The organism is Pandoraea sp. XY-2 (genome assembly GCF_004193915.1).
Lineage (GTDB): Bacteria > Pseudomonadota > Gammaproteobacteria > Burkholderiales > Burkholderiaceae > Pandoraea > Pandoraea cepalis.
In genome coordinates this window covers 4,682,605-4,698,399 of record NZ_CP030849.1, presented here as the reverse complement: position 1 = coordinate 4,698,399, position 15,795 = coordinate 4,682,605, and the positions used below count along the sequence as shown (strand labels likewise).

The 15,795-nt window shown below is 59.7% G+C and carries 24 protein-coding genes and 1 pseudogene; 24 read left to right on the top strand and 1 reads right to left on the bottom strand.

Annotated elements, in window-relative coordinates:
* Nucleotides 1-14 precede the first annotated feature (14 nt).
* Nucleotides 15-347, top strand: a complete 333-nt coding sequence (locus DRB87_RS21355; RefSeq protein ID WP_130027431.1) for a hypothetical protein — start codon at nucleotides 15-17, stop codon at nucleotides 345-347.
* A 218-nt stretch (nucleotides 348-565) separates the two neighbouring features.
* Here the strand turns inward: DRB87_RS21355 and DRB87_RS21350 are convergent, their stop codons facing one another.
* Complete coding sequence (locus tag DRB87_RS21350) at nucleotides 566-1,549, bottom strand: hypothetical protein (RefSeq protein WP_130027430.1); 984 nt, start codon at nucleotides 1,547-1,549, stop codon at nucleotides 566-568.
* A gap of 676 nt (nucleotides 1,550-2,225) precedes the next feature.
* Here DRB87_RS21350 and rpsL point away from each other — a divergent pair.
* The 23 genes and pseudogenes from rpsL to rpsE all read left to right on the top strand — a co-directional run bounded on the left by rpsL (nucleotide 2,226) and on the right by rpsE (nucleotide 15,794).
* Nucleotides 2,226-2,600 carry a 30S ribosomal protein S12 gene (gene rpsL / locus DRB87_RS21345; RefSeq protein WP_017232358.1) on the top strand — a complete coding sequence of 125 codons (375 nt, stop codon included), beginning with the start codon at nucleotides 2,226-2,228 and terminating at the stop codon, nucleotides 2,598-2,600.
* A gap of 126 nt (nucleotides 2,601-2,726) precedes the next feature.
* Nucleotides 2,727-3,197 (top strand): 30S ribosomal protein S7, encoded by a 471-nt coding sequence (gene rpsG, locus DRB87_RS21340; RefSeq protein ID WP_017232357.1) that lies wholly within the window; start codon nucleotides 2,727-2,729, stop codon nucleotides 3,195-3,197.
* Between the two features lie 117 nt (nucleotides 3,198-3,314).
* On the top strand, nucleotides 3,315-5,417 hold the full coding sequence (fusA, locus tag DRB87_RS21335) for an elongation factor G (RefSeq protein ID WP_130027429.1): 2,103 nt from the start codon (nucleotides 3,315-3,317) through the stop codon (nucleotides 5,415-5,417).
* Between the two features lie 82 nt (nucleotides 5,418-5,499).
* On the top strand, nucleotides 5,500-6,708 hold the full coding sequence (gene tuf, locus DRB87_RS21330) for an elongation factor Tu (RefSeq protein ID WP_130027428.1): 1,209 nt from the start codon (nucleotides 5,500-5,502) through the stop codon (nucleotides 6,706-6,708).
* A 114-nt stretch (nucleotides 6,709-6,822) separates the two neighbouring features.
* Nucleotides 6,823-7,134, top strand: coding sequence for a 30S ribosomal protein S10 (gene rpsJ, locus DRB87_RS21325; protein ID WP_017235803.1), 312 nt, complete (start codon nucleotides 6,823-6,825; stop codon nucleotides 7,132-7,134).
* Between the two features lie 205 nt (nucleotides 7,135-7,339).
* Nucleotides 7,340-7,996, top strand: coding sequence for a 50S ribosomal protein L3 (gene rplC / locus DRB87_RS21320; protein ID WP_026132333.1), 657 nt, complete (start codon nucleotides 7,340-7,342; stop codon nucleotides 7,994-7,996).
* Nucleotides 7,997-7,998: 2 nt separating this feature from the next.
* A complete protein-coding gene (rplD, locus tag DRB87_RS21315; RefSeq protein WP_017235801.1) occupies nucleotides 7,999-8,619 on the top strand; it encodes a 50S ribosomal protein L4 in 621 nt (206 codons plus the stop codon).
* Nucleotides 8,616-8,930, top strand: a complete 315-nt coding sequence (gene rplW / locus DRB87_RS21310) for a 50S ribosomal protein L23 (RefSeq protein WP_017235800.1) — start codon at nucleotides 8,616-8,618, stop codon at nucleotides 8,928-8,930. The genes rplD and rplW overlap by 4 nt, the downstream gene beginning before the upstream one ends.
* Nucleotides 8,931-8,932: 2 nt before the next feature.
* Complete coding sequence (gene rplB, locus DRB87_RS21305; RefSeq protein ID WP_017235799.1) at nucleotides 8,933-9,760, top strand: 50S ribosomal protein L2; 828 nt, start codon at nucleotides 8,933-8,935, stop codon at nucleotides 9,758-9,760.
* 13 nt (nucleotides 9,761-9,773) lie between these two features.
* Nucleotides 9,774-10,049 (top strand): 30S ribosomal protein S19, encoded by a 276-nt coding sequence (rpsS, locus tag DRB87_RS21300; RefSeq protein WP_010804133.1) that lies wholly within the window; start codon nucleotides 9,774-9,776, stop codon nucleotides 10,047-10,049.
* A 10-nt stretch (nucleotides 10,050-10,059) separates the two neighbouring features.
* Nucleotides 10,060-10,389: a 50S ribosomal protein L22 gene (gene rplV / locus DRB87_RS21295; RefSeq protein WP_017235797.1), complete on the top strand. Its 330-nt coding sequence runs from the start codon at nucleotides 10,060-10,062 to the stop codon at nucleotides 10,387-10,389.
* 9 nt (nucleotides 10,390-10,398) lie between these two features.
* Entirely contained in the window at nucleotides 10,399-11,205 is an 807-nt protein-coding gene (gene rpsC, locus DRB87_RS21290) for a 30S ribosomal protein S3 (RefSeq protein ID WP_017235796.1), read from the top strand.
* A 2-nt stretch (nucleotides 11,206-11,207) separates the two neighbouring features.
* Nucleotides 11,208-11,624, top strand: a complete 417-nt coding sequence (rplP, locus tag DRB87_RS21285) for a 50S ribosomal protein L16 (protein ID WP_010804130.1) — start codon at nucleotides 11,208-11,210, stop codon at nucleotides 11,622-11,624.
* Between the two features lie 14 nt (nucleotides 11,625-11,638).
* Nucleotides 11,639-11,833, top strand: coding sequence for a 50S ribosomal protein L29 (gene rpmC, locus DRB87_RS21280; protein WP_017235795.1), 195 nt, complete (start codon nucleotides 11,639-11,641; stop codon nucleotides 11,831-11,833).
* On the top strand, nucleotides 11,830-12,102 hold the full coding sequence (rpsQ, locus tag DRB87_RS21275) for a 30S ribosomal protein S17 (RefSeq protein ID WP_017235794.1): 273 nt from the start codon (nucleotides 11,830-11,832) through the stop codon (nucleotides 12,100-12,102). The genes rpmC and rpsQ overlap by 4 nt, the downstream gene beginning before the upstream one ends.
* Before the next feature lie 265 nt (nucleotides 12,103-12,367).
* Nucleotides 12,368-12,736, top strand: coding sequence for a 50S ribosomal protein L14 (rplN, locus tag DRB87_RS21270; protein ID WP_010804127.1), 369 nt, complete (start codon nucleotides 12,368-12,370; stop codon nucleotides 12,734-12,736).
* An 11-nt stretch (nucleotides 12,737-12,747) separates the two neighbouring features.
* Entirely contained in the window at nucleotides 12,748-13,056 is a 309-nt protein-coding gene (gene rplX, locus DRB87_RS21265) for a 50S ribosomal protein L24 (protein WP_017235793.1), read from the top strand.
* Between the two features lie 19 nt (nucleotides 13,057-13,075).
* Nucleotides 13,076-13,615, top strand: coding sequence for a 50S ribosomal protein L5 (gene rplE, locus DRB87_RS21260; RefSeq protein ID WP_010804125.1), 540 nt, complete (start codon nucleotides 13,076-13,078; stop codon nucleotides 13,613-13,615).
* A 7-nt stretch (nucleotides 13,616-13,622) separates the two neighbouring features.
* Nucleotides 13,623-13,928 (top strand): 30S ribosomal protein S14, encoded by a 306-nt coding sequence (gene rpsN, locus DRB87_RS21255; RefSeq protein ID WP_017235792.1) that lies wholly within the window; start codon nucleotides 13,623-13,625, stop codon nucleotides 13,926-13,928.
* A 13-nt stretch (nucleotides 13,929-13,941) separates the two neighbouring features.
* Nucleotides 13,942-14,336 (top strand): annotated as a pseudogene (rpsH, locus tag DRB87_RS21250) (30S ribosomal protein S8).
* Between the two features lie 15 nt (nucleotides 14,337-14,351).
* Nucleotides 14,352-14,885, top strand: coding sequence for a 50S ribosomal protein L6 (rplF, locus tag DRB87_RS21245; protein WP_026132332.1), 534 nt, complete (start codon nucleotides 14,352-14,354; stop codon nucleotides 14,883-14,885).
* A gap of 11 nt (nucleotides 14,886-14,896) precedes the next feature.
* On the top strand, nucleotides 14,897-15,262 hold the full coding sequence (gene rplR, locus DRB87_RS21240) for a 50S ribosomal protein L18 (protein ID WP_010804121.1): 366 nt from the start codon (nucleotides 14,897-14,899) through the stop codon (nucleotides 15,260-15,262).
* Nucleotides 15,263-15,275: 13 nt separating this feature from the next.
* A complete protein-coding gene (rpsE, locus tag DRB87_RS21235; RefSeq protein ID WP_010804120.1) occupies nucleotides 15,276-15,794 on the top strand; it encodes a 30S ribosomal protein S5 in 519 nt (172 codons plus the stop codon).
* Nucleotide 15,795 lies beyond the last annotated feature (1 nt).

Here is a 15,795-nt window from a genome sequence, read left to right as displayed (position 1 = left end):
CCCCAGCGCGAGCGGTGTGCCGCGTCGACGAAGGCGCGAGCACCGGGGATCTCGGCCAGACCGTGCGCGTTGAGCAGCGCGGTGAAGCGCTCGTCGATCTCGTGCTCGAAGCGCGCCAGATCGTGCGGCTGCGGCAGCGCGCGTCCGTGCTCCGCGTGGGCATGAATCAGAATGCCGGTGTCGGTGTGATGCGGGTAGCTGCCCCAGTCGGTGTTCAGGTCTTCGAATTCCAGCGACGTCATGGCGCCGAGCAGCGCGCGCTGATGAATTCGCTCCGAATCGGTCAGAGTGCCGTCGACATCGAGCACCAGAATGCTGTCTTTTTCGAAACTCGCCTGCATGGCTGATAGTGGGCTCGTGTCAGGGCAGGAGGACTCACCGCCTAAACCTCCGAGTGTACGAATTCGCGCCTCCGTGAAAAACGCGCGAGATGACACCACCTACGCCGGACACGACAGACGAGGCTGCGAGATTTGATAGGGCGCGCAAATCTCCCCTCGATCGCGGCCTGGGCCGCGACCCCGCCCGTCATCCCTGGCGTGCGCCGGGCCAAGCGTTGTCCTGCTCAGCCGAAGCGAGGGCGTCCCAGCAAACGGTATTGCTTGTCCAGACGCTCAAGCATCGCGACGGCTTCCGCGATCTCGGCGACCGAAGGTTGTCGATCGCGCGGTGAACGGGCGAGGCTCGGGGGCGCGCCGGTCTGCGGTAGCGTCTCGGCCTGCACCAATGCTTGGGCCTGGGGCGGCGTGCGTGCGGCGGTGGATGTTCGTGGCGGGGCGGCCGGGGGGCATGCTGGCTGTATGACGTGGCGATGCGATTCCGGTGCGAGACACTCGCGCGTTTCGCCGCGGGCGAAGTCGCGATAGCGTTGATGACCGTCATGAAGCCACTCCGCGAGTGTTCGTACGATGTCGTCGCCCGGCGCCACCGTGCGCATCTGCAAACGAGTGGCCTGCAAGTAGTCCGGAACGTCGCCGAAGAAGGCCGGCAGGTGCTCATCGGCGTGGGTGCGCGGATCCTGGCGAATCCGCTCAACGGTATTTGGCGTGGCGAGCGAGACGAGAAACGTGTGGACAACACCCCCGATCGGGACACGGATGTAGGCGCCGAGCATGGTGTCGCGCACATCCGGGGCGCGGGTGACGTGACGAATGGACGGGGCGGTGAAGGGTGCCCTGACATGATGGCGTCGGGCTTCCTGCTCGCTGGCCAGCACGCGCACGAACGTGACCCGCGGCATCTCCAGGTAGACGTCGGCGCGACGCAGCAGGTGATGCATGCTCGGCGACATCTCTCGAAGGCGCTGGGTGATCCGCCGCTCGATCTCCGAGACGGAGAATTTCCCCTGCGACTCCGCAGCGAAGGTCTCGGAAAATGCATGCTCAAGACCGCGGGCATCGCGTCCGTCGCGCGCTAGCGCCGCGCGGACCGGTGCAGAGAGCGATGCTTCGCAGCCCGCCAGCATCAGACGACTCGCACTGACGTCGACGTTCGTGCCCGGTGTGAGGTCGAGCAGACAATTCTCACTGTCGTTGCGGCTGCCGACCACGCAAACTGGCCGCACGTCCGTCAGTCGCTCGGCGAAGACCCGTGCGCGGGTCGCGGGGGCTGCGACCAGTCGAACGACGTGTCGTTGGCGACAGCGTCCGGACGGCGAGGTGTGACGCGTTGGGCGCTGGCTGAAACCGGCGCCGACGTGATCTGTCTGAGATCGGTCGTCATGCTGTGCGTGTGCGCGGCAAGGGGCGGATACGGCATTGCGTTCGACATTGCCAGCCCGGTCGTGAGCCATTCTCCAATCGCAAAATACATTGCGGTCACTCCAAGTTAATGTCACAGGACGCTTCCCGTGGTGGCCCGGAGTATTCCTGTTGCAACGAATTCGGTTGTCGCGTCGGGACGCCGACGTTTGCGGTTTGGCACGTGCGAGGACATTCCCCCGACCCATGCCGACGCGTGGCGACCCAAGGCGGCGCTCGGCAACGCGTTAACAATCAACGACTTACGGGGCGAATTTACGTACAAGTGCATTGACACTTGCCCTGGTCAGAGGTATAGTCGCAGGCTCCGGTTTTTCCGGCGGTATTCGCGTGTCCAATGCAAAATGCTTATGCATCAAGCGTTTAGGTGCGGGTAATCCGCAAGAATTGCCGGGTGAATGCGCAGTAAATCTGCATGACGGCCCGCCTTGGTTTTCATGCTTTTGACACATTTAGGAAATCACAATGCCAACGATTAACCAATTGGTCCGCAAGCCGCGCACCTCTGCTCAAATCAAGAGCAAGAGCCCGGCCCTGCAGGACTGCCCGCAGCGTCGCGGCGTGTGCACCCGTGTGTACACGACGACGCCGAAGAAGCCGAACTCCGCACTGCGTAAGGTTGCCAAGGTGCGCCTGACCAACGGTTTCGAAGTCATTTCGTACATCGGCGGTGAAGGCCACAACCTGCAGGAACACTCGGTCGTGCTGATTCGCGGCGGTCGTGTGAAGGACTTGCCGGGTGTGCGTTACCACATGGTGCGCGGTAGCCTCGACACGCAAGGCGTCAAGGACCGTAAGCAGTCCCGTTCGAAGTACGGCGCGAAGCGTCCGAAGGCCTAAGCGGCTCAGCGGACATACGTTCGGTGATGGTGGTACATCGTCACTGAGTAAGTGGTCACTCGGCCAGGAAGTGGCTAGTAGGTGACTCGGAGCGAAGCTCCAACTGAATTTATTAAGGAAGAAATCATGCCGCGTCGTCGCGAAGTCCCCAAGCGCGAAGTGTTGCCCGATCCGAAGTTCGGCAACGTTGATGTCGCTAAATTCATGAACGTGCTCATGCTTGCCGGCAAGAAGTCGGTCGCAGAGCGCATCGTTTATGGTGCTTTCGAGCAGATCCAAACCAAGGCGGGCAAGGATCCGCTGGAAATCTTCAACACCGCGCTCGGTAACGTGAAGCCGGTGGTTGAAGTCAAGAGCCGCCGCGTTGGCGGTGCAAACTATCAGGTTCCGGTCGAAGTGCGTCCGTCGCGTCGTATGGCATTGGCGATGCGTTGGTTGCGTGAGGCCGCGAAAAAGCGTAGCGAGAAGTCGATGGCCCTGCGCCTGGCAGGTGAGCTGATCGAGGCCTCGGAAGGCCGTGGCGGCGCCATGAAGAAGCGTGACGAAGTTCACCGCATGGCCGAAGCCAACAAGGCATTCTCGCACTTCCGCTTCTGACGCTGGCAAGCAGTACCTAGAGCAGAAACCGGGGCGGGTGCGCATGAGAAATTGCGCCTCGCCCGTTTGTGTTAGTAGCCCCCTCAAAAATGGCGGCTACATTGAAAGAGGCTTAAAGTGGCTCGTACAACCCCTATCGAGCGCTACCGCAACATCGGTATTAGCGCTCACATCGACGCAGGCAAGACCACGACGACCGAGCGCATTTTGTTCTACACCGGTGTGAACCACAAAATCGGTGAAGTGCACGATGGCGCCGCGACGATGGACTGGATGGAGCAGGAACAAGAGCGTGGCATCACGATTACGTCGGCTGCCACGACCTGCTTCTGGTCCGGCATGGCGAACAATTACCAGAAGCACCGCATCAACATCATCGACACCCCGGGTCACGTCGACTTCACGATTGAAGTCGAGCGCTCGATGCGTGTTCTCGATGGCGCGTGCATGGTCTACTGTGCCGTGGGTGGCGTGCAGCCCCAGTCGGAAACCGTTTGGCGTCAGGCCAACAAGTACGGCGTGCCGCGTCTGGCGTTCGTCAACAAGATGGACCGTACCGGCGCGAACTTCTTCAAGGTCTACGACCAGTTGAAGACTCGCCTGAAGGCCAACCCGGTGCCGGTGGTGGTGCCGATCGGCGCGGAAGAAAGCTTCACGGGCGTGGTCGACCTCATCAAGATGAAGGCGATCATTTGGGACGAAGCGTCGCAAGGCATGAAGTTCGACTACGTCGAAATTCCGGCCGAGCTGCTGGCGGAAGCCCAGAAGTGGCGCGAAGGCATGGTCGAGGCCGCTGCCGAGTCGAGCGAAGAGATGATGAACAAGTACCTGGAAGAGGGTGACCTCTCCGAGGCTGACATCATCGAAGGTCTTCGTCTGCGTACCATCGCCTGCGAAATCCAGCCGATGCTGTGCGGCACCGCGTTCAAGAACAAGGGTGTGCAGCGTATGCTGGACGCCGTGATCGACTTCCTGCCGTCGCCGGTCGATATTCCGCCGGTCAAGGGCACGGACGAGAAGGAACAGCCGATCGAGCGTCGTGCTGCGGACGACGAGAAGTTCTCGTCGTTGGCCTTCAAGATCATGACGGACCCGTTCGTCGGCCAGCTGATCTTCTTCCGCGTCTATTCGGGCGTGGTGAACAAGGGCGACACGCTGCTGAACTCGGTCAAGGGCAAGAAGGAACGCCTGGGCCGTATCGTGCAGATGCACGCGAACCAGCGCGAAGAAATCGACGAAGTGCGCGCAGGCGACATCGCCGCAGCCGTCGGTTTGAAGGATGCGACCACGGGTGACACGCTGTGCGACCCGACCGCCCCGATCGTGCTCGAGCGCATGGTGTTCCCGGAGCCGGTGATTTCGCAGGCTGTCGAGCCGAAGACCAAGGTCGACCAGGAAAAGATGGGCCTCGCCCTGAACCGCCTGGCGCAGGAAGACCCGTCGTTCCGCGTGCAGACCGATGAAGAATCGGGTCAGACCATCATTTCGGGCATGGGCGAGCTCCACCTCGAAATTCTGGTTGACCGCATGAAGCGCGAATTCGGCGTGGAAGCCAACATCGGTGCGCCGCAGGTTGCCTACCGCGAAACCATTCGCAAGTCGGCCGCGGACGTCGAAGGCAAGTTCGTCAAGCAGTCGGGCGGTCGCGGCCAGTTCGGTCACGCTGTCATCACGCTGGAGCCGAACGAGCAAGGCAAGGGCTACGAATTCTTCGACGAGATCAAGGGCGGTGTCATTCCTCGCGAATACATCCCGGCGGTCGACAAGGGGATTCAGGACACGCTCAAGAGCGGCGTTCTGGCCGGCTTCCCGGTGGTGGACGTCAAGGTTCGCCTGACGTTCGGTTCGTACCACGATGTGGACTCGAACGAAAACGCGTTCCGCATGGCCGGTTCGATGGCTTTCAAGGAAGCCATGCGCCGCGCCAGCCCGGTCATTCTCGAGCCGATGATGGCCGTGGAAGTGGAAACGCCGGAAGACTACATGGGTAACGTGATGGGCGACTTGTCGTCGCGTCGCGGCATTATCCAGGGCATGGACGACATGGTCGGCGGCGGCAAGATCGTGCGCGCCGAAGTTCCGCTGTCGGAAATGTTCGGTTATTCGACGTCGCTGCGTTCGGCCACGCAAGGCCGCGCCACGTACACGATGGAGTTCAAGCACTACGCTGAAGCTCCGAAGAACGTGAGCGAAGCCATCATCAGCAACAAGAACAAGTAATTGAATTGTCGGGTGTCTGCACCACGAGGTGCAGCGCCCGGCGCACTGTTTAATCGTCTATTCAGTATCTGAGGATTCGGAAATGGCAAAGGAAAAGTTTCAGCGGACCAAGCCGCACGTCAACGTTGGCACCATCGGTCACGTCGACCACGGCAAGACGACCCTGACGGCCGCTATTGCAACGGTTCTGTCGTCGAAGTTCGGCGGCGAAGCCAAGAACTACGCTGACATCGACGCGGCACCGGAAGAAAAGGCACGCGGTATTACCATCAACACCGCGCACATCGAGTACGAAACGGCGAACCGCCACTACGCACACGTTGACTGCCCGGGCCACGCCGACTACGTCAAGAACATGATTACCGGTGCTGCCCAGATGGACGGCGCCATTCTGGTTTGCTCGGCTGCCGACGGCCCGATGCCGCAAACGCGCGAGCACATCCTGCTGGCCCGTCAGGTTGGCGTGCCGTACATCATCGTGTTCCTGAACAAGTGCGACATGGTCGACGACGCCGAGCTGCTCGAGCTGGTCGAAATGGAAGTTCGCGAACTCCTGTCGAAGTACGACTTCCCGGGCGACGATGTGCCGATCATTCACGGTTCGGCCAAGCTGGCGCTGGAAGGCGACAAGGGTCCCCTGGGCGAAGAAGCCATCATGAAGTTGGCTGAAGCCCTTGACACGTACATCCCGACGCCGGAACGCGCCGTGGACGGCACGTTCCTGATGCCGGTGGAAGACGTGTTCTCGATCTCGGGTCGCGGCACTGTGGTGACCGGTCGTATCGAGCGCGGCATCATCAAGGTCGGCGAAGAAATCGAAATCGTCGGTATCGCCATGGACGGCGACAAGCCGAAGATCGACAAGACGACCTGCACGGGCGTGGAAATGTTCCGCAAGCTGCTCGACCAAGGTCAGGCAGGCGACAACGTCGGTATCCTGCTGCGCGGCACGAAGCGTGAAGACGTCCAGCGTGGTCAGGTTCTGGCCAAGCCGGGTTCGATCAAGCCGCACCGCAAGTTCTCGGGCGAGGTCTACATCCTGTCGAAGGACGAAGGTGGTCGTCACACCCCGTTCTTCAACAACTATCGTCCGCAGTTCTACTTCCGTACGACGGACGTGACGGGCTCGATCTCCCTGCCGGAAGGCAAGGAAATGGTCATGCCGGGCGATAACGTGTCGATCAAGGTTGACCTGATTCAGCCGATCGCCATGGAAGAAGGTCTGCGTTTTGCAATCCGCGAAGGTGGCCGTACGGTCGGCGCCGGCGTGGTTGCGAAGATCGAAGACTAATGACGGATTGACGGATGACGGGGGCGTTGATGCTCCCGTCACCGAAGCTGTGCTTGCTCTTTGTGATTTACCCGGCACCCGAACGAGGGCTGCCATGCTCTTTGGAGAATTGACATGCCGAACCAAAAAATCCGCATCCGCCTGAAGGCTTTCGATTACCGCCTGATCGACCAGTCGGCCGCCGAAATCGTTGAAACCGCCAAGCGCACCGGCGCGATCGTCAAGGGCCCGGTGCCCCTGCCGACGCGCATCGAGCGTTTCGACATTCTGCGTTCGCCGCACGTCAACAAGACCTCGCGCGACCAGCTCGAAATCCGCACGCACCAGCGCCTGATGGACATCGTCGATCCGACGGACAAGACCGTTGACGCACTGATGAAGCTGGACCTGCCGGCTGGCGTGGACGTCGAGATCAAGCTGCAGTAAGGCTTGCAAGCGCGTTTGCGCTGGAAAGCCCCGCCAATACTGACTCGGCGGGGCTTTTATTATGCGATTTGCCAACACTTGTCAAGCGATAAAGGCTCGTCTATAATGTCGGGCTCAAGTGTAGTTTTTAAAAGATGGCCCACATCCGTGGACCATCCTTTTATCATTTAGCCCCGGCCAATCGCAGTCGGGAATGGAGAAAATCATGAGCCTTGGCCTTGTCGGTCGCAAGGTTGGCATGACGCGTATTTTCACGGACGACGGTGATTCGATTCCCGTCACCGTGCTCGACGTGTCTAACAACCGTGTGACGCAAATCAAGACGGATGAAACGGACGGCTACACTGCCGTTCAAGTCACTTTCGGTAACCGTCGCGCCACGCGCGTGACCAAAGCCGCCGCCGGCCACTACGCGAAAGCGGGTGTCGAAGCCGGTGAAATCCTCAAGGAATTCCGCGTCGAAGCTGCCAAAGCTGCTGAACTGCAGCCGGGCGCAGCCGTTGGCGTCGATCTCTTCCAAGTGGGCCAGAAGGTCGACGTGCAAGGCGTGTCGATCGGTAAGGGCTACGCCGGTACCATCAAGCGCTACAACTTCGCTTCGGGCCGCGCTTCGCACGGTAACTCGCGTTCGCACAACGTGCCGGGTTCGATCGGTATGGCGCAGGATCCGGGCCGTGTGTTCCCGGGTAAGCGCATGACGGGTCATCTGGGCGACGTCACCACGACGGTGCAGAATCTCGAAATCGCGCGCATTGACGCTGAACGTGGCCTGATCTTCGTGAAGGGTGCCGTTCCGGGCGCCAACGAAGGCAAGGTTTTCGTGACCACGGCAGTCAAGGCCAAACTCGCGAAGGGAGCGTAACAATGGAACTGAAGCTCCTGAATGAGCAAGGTCAGGAAGGCGCTGCGGTCAACGCGTCGGACGTCGTGTTCGGCCGTGACTACAACGAAGCGCTGATCCATCAGGTTGTGGTGGCTTACCAAGCCAACGCCCGCAGCGGCAATCGTGCGCAGAAAGACCGTGAACAGGTCAAGCACACGACCAAGAAGCCGTGGCGTCAGAAGGGTACGGGCCGCGCTCGTGCCGGTATGTCGTCGAGCCCGTTGTGGCGCGGCGGTGGCCGTATCTTCCCGAATTCGCCGGAAGAGAACTTCACCCACAAGGTCAACAAGAAGATGTACCGCGCCGGTGTGTGCTCGATTCTGTCGCAGCTCGCCCGTGAAGGTCGTCTGTCGGTGGTCGAGGACATCAAGCTGGATGCGCCGAAGACCAAACTGCTCGCTGAAAAGATCAAGGCCATGGGTCTTGAGTCGGTGCTGCTGATCACGGATAGCGTGGACGAGAATCTGTTCCTGGCCTCGCGCAATCTGGCTCACGTTGCCGTCACCGAGCCGCGTTTCGCCGACCCGCTGTCGCTCATCTACTTCAAGACGGTGCTGGTGACGAAGGGCGCGATCGCCAAGATTGAGGAGATGCTGTCATGAGCGACGTGCGTAAAAATGACCATCGTCTGTACCAGGTCCTGCTCTCGCCGGTGATCTCCGAAAAGGCGACGCTGGTGGCTGACAAGAACGAACAAGTGGTGTTCCAAGTTGCACGCGACGCGAACAAGCAAGAAGTGAAGGCTGCGGTTGAGCTTCTCTTCAAGGTGGAAGTCGAGTCGGTGCAGATTCTGAACCGCAAGGGCAAGCAAAAGCGCTTTGGCCGCTTCATGGGTCGTCGCGACCATGAAAAGAAGGCCTACGTGAGCCTGAAGCCGGGTCAGGAAATCAATTTTGAAGCGGAGGCCAAGTAATCATGGCACTCGTCAAAACGAAACCGACGTCGCCGGGCCGCCGTTCGCTGGTCAAGGTCGTCAACAAGGATCTGCACAAGGGCAAGCCGTTCGCCCCGCTGCTCGATACCAAGAGCAAGACCGCTGGCCGTAACAACAACGGTCACATCACCACCCGTCATATGGGTGGCGGTCACAAGCAACACTACCGTATCGTCGATTTCCGTCGCAACAAGGACGGCATCACGGCGAAGGTTGAGCGTCTGGAATACGATCCGAACCGCAGCGCGAACATTGCTCTGCTGTGCTACGCCGACGGCGAGCGTCGTTACATCCTGGCACCGAAGGGCATGACCGTCGGCCAGCAAGTGGTGAGCGGCTCGGAAGCCCCGATCAAATCGGGTAACACCCTGCCGATCCGTAACATCCCGGTCGGTACGACGATTCACGGCATCGAACTTCTGCCGGGCAAGGGTGCGCAAATCGCCCGTGCCGCCGGCACGTCGGCCATGCTGCTGGCTCGCGAAGGCACGTACGCTCAAGTGCGTCTGCGTTCGGGTGAAGTGCGTCGCGTGCACATCGAGTGCCGCGCGACCATCGGTGAAGTCGGTAACGAAGAGCATAGCCTGCGCCAATTGGGCAAGGCCGGTGCAAAGCGTTGGCGCGGTATTCGCCCGACCGTTCGCGGTGTGGCGATGAACCCGGTGGATCACCCGCACGGTGGTGGTGAAGGTCGTACGGCGGCTGGTCGTCATCCGGTCAGCCCGTGGGGTCAGCATACCAAGGGTAAGCGTACCCGCTCGACCAAGCGCACCGACAGCATGATCGTTCAGCGTCGCAAGAAGCGTTAATTGGAGCTAGCAAATGACTCGTTCTGTTAAAAAAGGTCCGTTTTGCGACGCTCACCTGCTGAAAAAAGTGGAAGCGGCGGCTGCATCGCGTGACAAAAAGCCGATCAAGACCTGGTCGCGTCGTTCGACCGTCCTGCCCGATTTCATCGGCCTGACGATCGCTGTGCATAACGGCCGTCAACACGTGCCGGTGTACGTGACGGAAAACATGGTCGGCCACAAGCTGGGTGAGTTCGCTCTCACCCGTACCTTCAAGGGCCATGCGGCCGACAAGAAGGCGAAGAAATAAGGGGCCGACCATGGAAGTAAAAGCAATTCATCGCGATGCTCGTATCTCAGCGCAAAAAACGCGTCTGGTCGCTGACCAGATCCGTGGACTGCCGCTGGAGCGTGCACTCAATGTCCTGACCTTCTCGCCGAAGAAGGCCGCGGTCATCATCAAGAAGGTGCTCGAGTCGGCTATCGCCAACGCCGAGCACAATGAAGGTGCTGACATCGACGAACTGCGCGTCAAGGGCATTTTCGTCGACAAGGCGACCTCGCTCAAGCGTTTCACCGCGCGCGCTAAGGGCCGTGGTAACCGCATCGAGAAGCAAACCTGTCACATCACTGTGACGCTGGGCAACTAAGGGGTCACGATGGGACAGAAAATTCATCCGACTGGCTTCCGTCTGGCGGTCAGTCGTAACTGGGCTTCGCGTTGGTACGCCAACAACCAGAACTTCGCGCAGATGTTGAAGGAAGACATCGGCGTTCGCGAATACCTGAAGAAGAAGCTGAAGAACGCTTCGGTCGGCCGCGTCATCATCGAGCGCCCGGCACGTAATGCTCGCATTACGATTTTCAGCTCGCGTCCGGGTGTTGTGATCGGCAAGAAGGGCGAGGACATCGAAATCCTGAAGGCCGAGCTGCAAAAGCGCATGGGCGTGCCCGTGCACGTGAACATCGAGGAAATCCGCAAGCCGGAAACCGATGCGCAGCTCATCGCCGATTCGATCGCTCAGCAGCTCGAGCGCCGTATCATGTTCCGTCGCGCCATGAAGCGTGCGATGCAGAACGCGATGCGTCTGGGTGCCCAAGGCATCAAGATCATGAGCGCGGGCCGTTTGAACGGTATCGAAATCGCCCGTACCGAGTGGTATCGCGAAGGCCGTGTGCCCCTGCACACGCTGCGTGCCGACATCGACTACGCAACTTCGGAAGCGAAGACGACGTACGGCATCATCGGTATCAAGGTGTGGGTGTACAAGGGTGACACGCTGGGCCGCAACGACGCTCCGGTGGCTGAAGAGCCGGCCGAAGACAAGCGTCCGCGCCGCAACGCGCGTCCGGGCGGCGACCGTCGCCCCCGTCGTGACGATGCTGGCGATAAGGCCGGCGCGAAGCGCGGTGGTGCACGACGCCCGGCTGGCAAGCCTGAAGGCGACGCCAAGACTGGAGAATAATCATGCTGCAACCGAAACGCAGAAAGTATCGCAAAGAGCAGAAGGGCCGTAACACTGGCGTTGCCACGCGTGGTAACGAAGTGTCGTTCGGCGAATTCGGTCTGAAGGCGGTCGGTCGTGGGCGTCTGACGGCTCGTCAAATCGAAGCCGCGCGTCGTGCCATGACTCGCCACATCAAGCGCGGTGGTCGTATCTGGATCCGTATCTTCCCGGACAAGCCGATCTCGCAAAAGCCGGCAGAAGTGCGTATGGGTAACGGTAAGGGTAACCCGGAGTACTACGTCGCCGAGATTCAACCGGGCAAGATGCTGTACGAAATGGACGGTGTGGATGAAGCGTTGGCGCGCGAGGCGTTCCGCCTGGCTGCTGCCAAGCTGCCGATTCAGACGACGTTCTTCGTACGTCGCCTTGGCGCCTGAGGGGAGAATTTGAAATGAAAGCATCCGAACTTCGTGCCAAGGATCTCGACGGCCTGAACAAGGAACTGTCGGATCTGCTGAAGGCCCAATTCGGTCTTCGCATGCAAGCGGGCACCCAACAGCTGAGCAACACCAGCCAGCTGAAGAAGGTGCGCAAGGACATCGCGCGTGTGCGTACCGTGTTGACTGAGAAGGCGAGCCAGAAATGAACGATACCGCTAAGACCGCGCTGAAGCGTACCCTCGTGGGTAAGGTTGTCAGCGACAAGATGGACAAGACGGTTACCGTGCTGGTCGAGCGTCAAATGAAGCACCCGCTCTACGGCAAGTACATCGTGCGCTCGAAGAAGTACCACGCGCACGATGAGACCAACCAGTACAAGGAAGGCGATACGGTCGAGATTCAAGAATCCCGCCCGCTGTCGAAGACCAAGGCCTGGACGGTCTCCCGTCTCGTGGAAGCCGCTCGCATCATCTAAAGCGCGCTGAAGCGAAGGCTTGACTTGCAAGTCCGGAATTATCGATGTATAATTCCGGACTTTCCGCTTCTTTCGCTAAAACCGGTCTTTGGTTTCGCAAGGGAGTGGATGGCTTCCGAAGCCGATTCGTATCCTCTACGAGTCTGGTCGAGGTAGCAAAGTTGTCCACTTTTGAACGACTCAACCCAAACGGCACCCTTTGGTGCTGACGGGGACCAAGACTGACCGATGCGTATGTGTCGGATTAAGTTGGGAAGATAACACCATGATTCAAACTGAAACCCGGCTCGAAGTAGCCGACAACACCGGTGCGCGCGAAGTGATGTGCATCAAGGTGCTGGGCGGCTCCAAGCGTCGCTACGCCGGCATTGGCGACATCATCAAGGTCAGCGTGAAGGATGCTGCCCCGCGTGGTCGTGTCAAGAAGGGCGAAATCTATAACGCAGTGGTCGTGCGCACCGCCAAGGGCGTGCGTCGCCAGGACGGCTCGCTGGTCAAATTCGACGGCAACGCCGCCGTGCTGCTTAACACCAAGCTTGAGCCGATCGGCACCCGTATCTTCGGGCCGGTTACGCGTGAACTGCGTACCGAACGCTTCATGAAGATCGTGTCGCTGGCCCCGGAAGTGCTGTAAGGAGCCGACACATGAACAAGATTCGCAAGGGTGACCAGGTCATCGTGCTGACGGGTAAGGACAAGGCCAAGCGTGGCACGGTCCTGGCCATTGATGGCGACAAGTTGGTCGTCGAGGGCGTGAACGTTGCCAAAAAGCACGTCAAGCCGAACCCGATGAAGGGTACGCAAGGTGGCGTGGTCGACAAGACGATGCCGATCCACGTGTCGAACGTGGCGCTGGTGGATGCCAATGGCAAGCCGTCGCGCGTGGGCATCAAGGTCGAAGACGGCAAGAAGGTCCGCTTCCTCAAGACGACCGGTACGGTCGTCGGTGCCTAAGTCGCAGGGAGTATAGATAATGGCCCGTTTGCAAGAATTCTATAAAGACAAGGTTGTCGCCGAGCTGACAAAGCAGTTCGGTTACAAGTCTGTCATGGAAGTGCCGCGCATCACCAAGATCACCCTGAACATGGGCCTTGGTCAAGCCGTTGCTGACAAGAAGATCATTGAGCACGCCGTTGGCGACCTGACGAAAATCGCCGGCCAAAAGCCGGTGGTGACGAAGGCTCGCAAGGCAATTGCCGGTTTCAAGATCCGCGAAGGTTACCCGATCGGTACGATGGTGACGCTGCGCGGCGAGCGTATGTTCGAATTCCTGGATCGTTTCATCACCGTGGCTCTGCCGCGCGTGCGTGACTTCCGTGGTATTTCGGGTCGTGCGTTCGATGGTCGTGGCAACTACAACATCGGTGTGAAGGAACAGATCATCTTCCCCGAAATCGAGTACGACAAAATCGACGCGCTGCGTGGTCTGAACATCAGCATCACCACGACCGCGAAGACTGACGAAGAAGCCAAGGCTCTTCTGTCGGCGTTCAAATTCCCGTTCCGTAACTGAGGTAATCGTGGCTAAACTGGCACTTATCGAACGCGAAAAGAAACGCGCCCGTCTGGCGCAGAAGTTTTCTGCCAAGCGCGCCGCCCTCAAAGCGACCATCGAAGACACCAGCAAGTCGGAAGACGAGCGTTATGAAGCACGTCTGGCGCTGCAACAGCTGCCGCGTAACGCCAATCCGACGCGTCAACGCAATCGTTGCGACCTGACTGGCCGTCCGCGCGGTACCTTCCGCAAATTCGGCCTGGCCCGTAACAAGATCCGTGAAATCGCCTTCCGTGGCGAAATCCCGGGCGTGACCAAAGCAAGCTGGTAATAGGAGAAGCACCATGAGCATGAGCGATCCTATCGCCGATATGCTGACTCGCATCCGCAACGCTCAGATGGTTGAGAAAGCATCGGTGAAGATGCCCTCTTCCAAGCTGAAGGTCTCGATCGCCAAAGTCCTGAAGGACGAAGGCTACATCGAAGACTTCGCGGTTGAAGCAGAAGAAACGAAGGCAGTGTTGAACATCGCACTGAAGTACTACGCTGGCCGTCCGGTGATCGAGCGCCTCGAGCGCGTGTCCCGCCCGGTCTTCGTGTGTACAAGAGCCGCAACGACATCCCGCAGGTCATGAATGGCCTCGGCGTTGCAATCGTCTCGACCCCGAAGGGCGTGATGACTGATCGCAAGGCACGCGCCACCGGCGTGGGCGGCGAAGTCATCTGCTACGTCGCCTAACCGAGGAGCGTTGAAATGTCTCGAGTAGGTAAGAGTCCCATTGCATTGCCGAAGGGCGTAGAAGCAACGCTGGCAGGCAATGTGCTGACGATCAAGGGTGCCCTGGGTTCGCTGACCCGCGGTGTGAATGCCCTCGTGAACGTCAAGATCGAAGACGGCACCATCACCTTCGCCCCGGCCGACGAAAGCCGCGAAGCGAATGCGTTGTATGGCACCGAACGTGCACTGGTCAACAATATGGTGACCGGTGTGAGCAAGGGTTTCGAAAAGAAACTGCAACTCGTTGGCGTGGGTTACCGCGCCAAGGCTGAAGGTGCAAACCTGAAGCTCGAGCTGGGTTTCTCGCACGATGTCGTGCATGCCATGCCGGAAGGCGTGAAGGCCGAGACCCCGACGCAGACGGAGATCATCATCAAAGGCGTTGATAAGCAACGCATCGGACAAGTGGCTGCGGAAGTTCGCGGTTACCGTCCGCCCGAACCCTACAAGGGCAAGGGCGTCCGCTATGCGGACGAGGTGGTGATCCTCAAGGAAACCAAGAAGAAGTAAGGGTGCGAAACATGGACAAGAAACAATCTCGTGTGCGCCGTGCTCGCCAGACTCGTATCAAGCTGGCAGCTCAAAAGGTGCATCGCCTTTCCGTGCATCGCACCAACGTGCACATCTACGCGCAAGTTTTTTCGGAAGACGGCACGCAAGTGCTGGCCAGCGCTTCGACGCTGGAAGCCGAAGTGCGCAAGGAACTGGGCGACAAGGAAGGCAAGGGTGGCAACGCTGCGGCCGCTGCGCTGATCGGCCGTCGTATCGCCGAGAAGGCGAAGGCTGCCGGCATCGAAAGCGTGGCTTTCGACCGCTCGGGCTTCCGCTATCACGGTCGCGTCAAGGCTCTGGCCGACGCTGCCCGTGAAGCCGGCCTCAAGTTCTAAGTAAGGATCCGTCATGGCAAAGATGCAAGCGAAAGTTCAGGCTGACGAACGCGACGACGGCCTTCGCGAGAAGATGATCGCGGTCAACCGTGTCACGAAGGTTGTGAAGGGTGGCCGTATTCTCGGTTTTGCCGCGTTGACCGTGGTTGGTGACGGCGATGGCCGCATCGGCATGGGCAAGGGCAAGGCGAAGGAAGTGCCGGTTGCCGTTCAAAAGGCAATGGAACAAGCCCGCCGCAATATGTTCAAGGTGCCCCTGAAGAACGGCACCCTGCAACACAACGTTCTCGGCCAGCATGGCGCCTCGCGCGTCCTGATGTCGCCGGCGAAGGACGGTACCGGTGTTATCGCCGGTGGCCCGATGCGCGCGGTGTTCGAGGTGATGGGCGTGACCAACGTGGTAACGAAGAGCCTTGGCTCGACGAACCCGTACAACCTGGTCCGCGCCACGCTCGACGGCCTGAAGAAACAATCGACTCCTGCTGACATCGCCGCCAAGCGTGGCAAGTCGGTGGAAGAGATCCTCGGCTAAG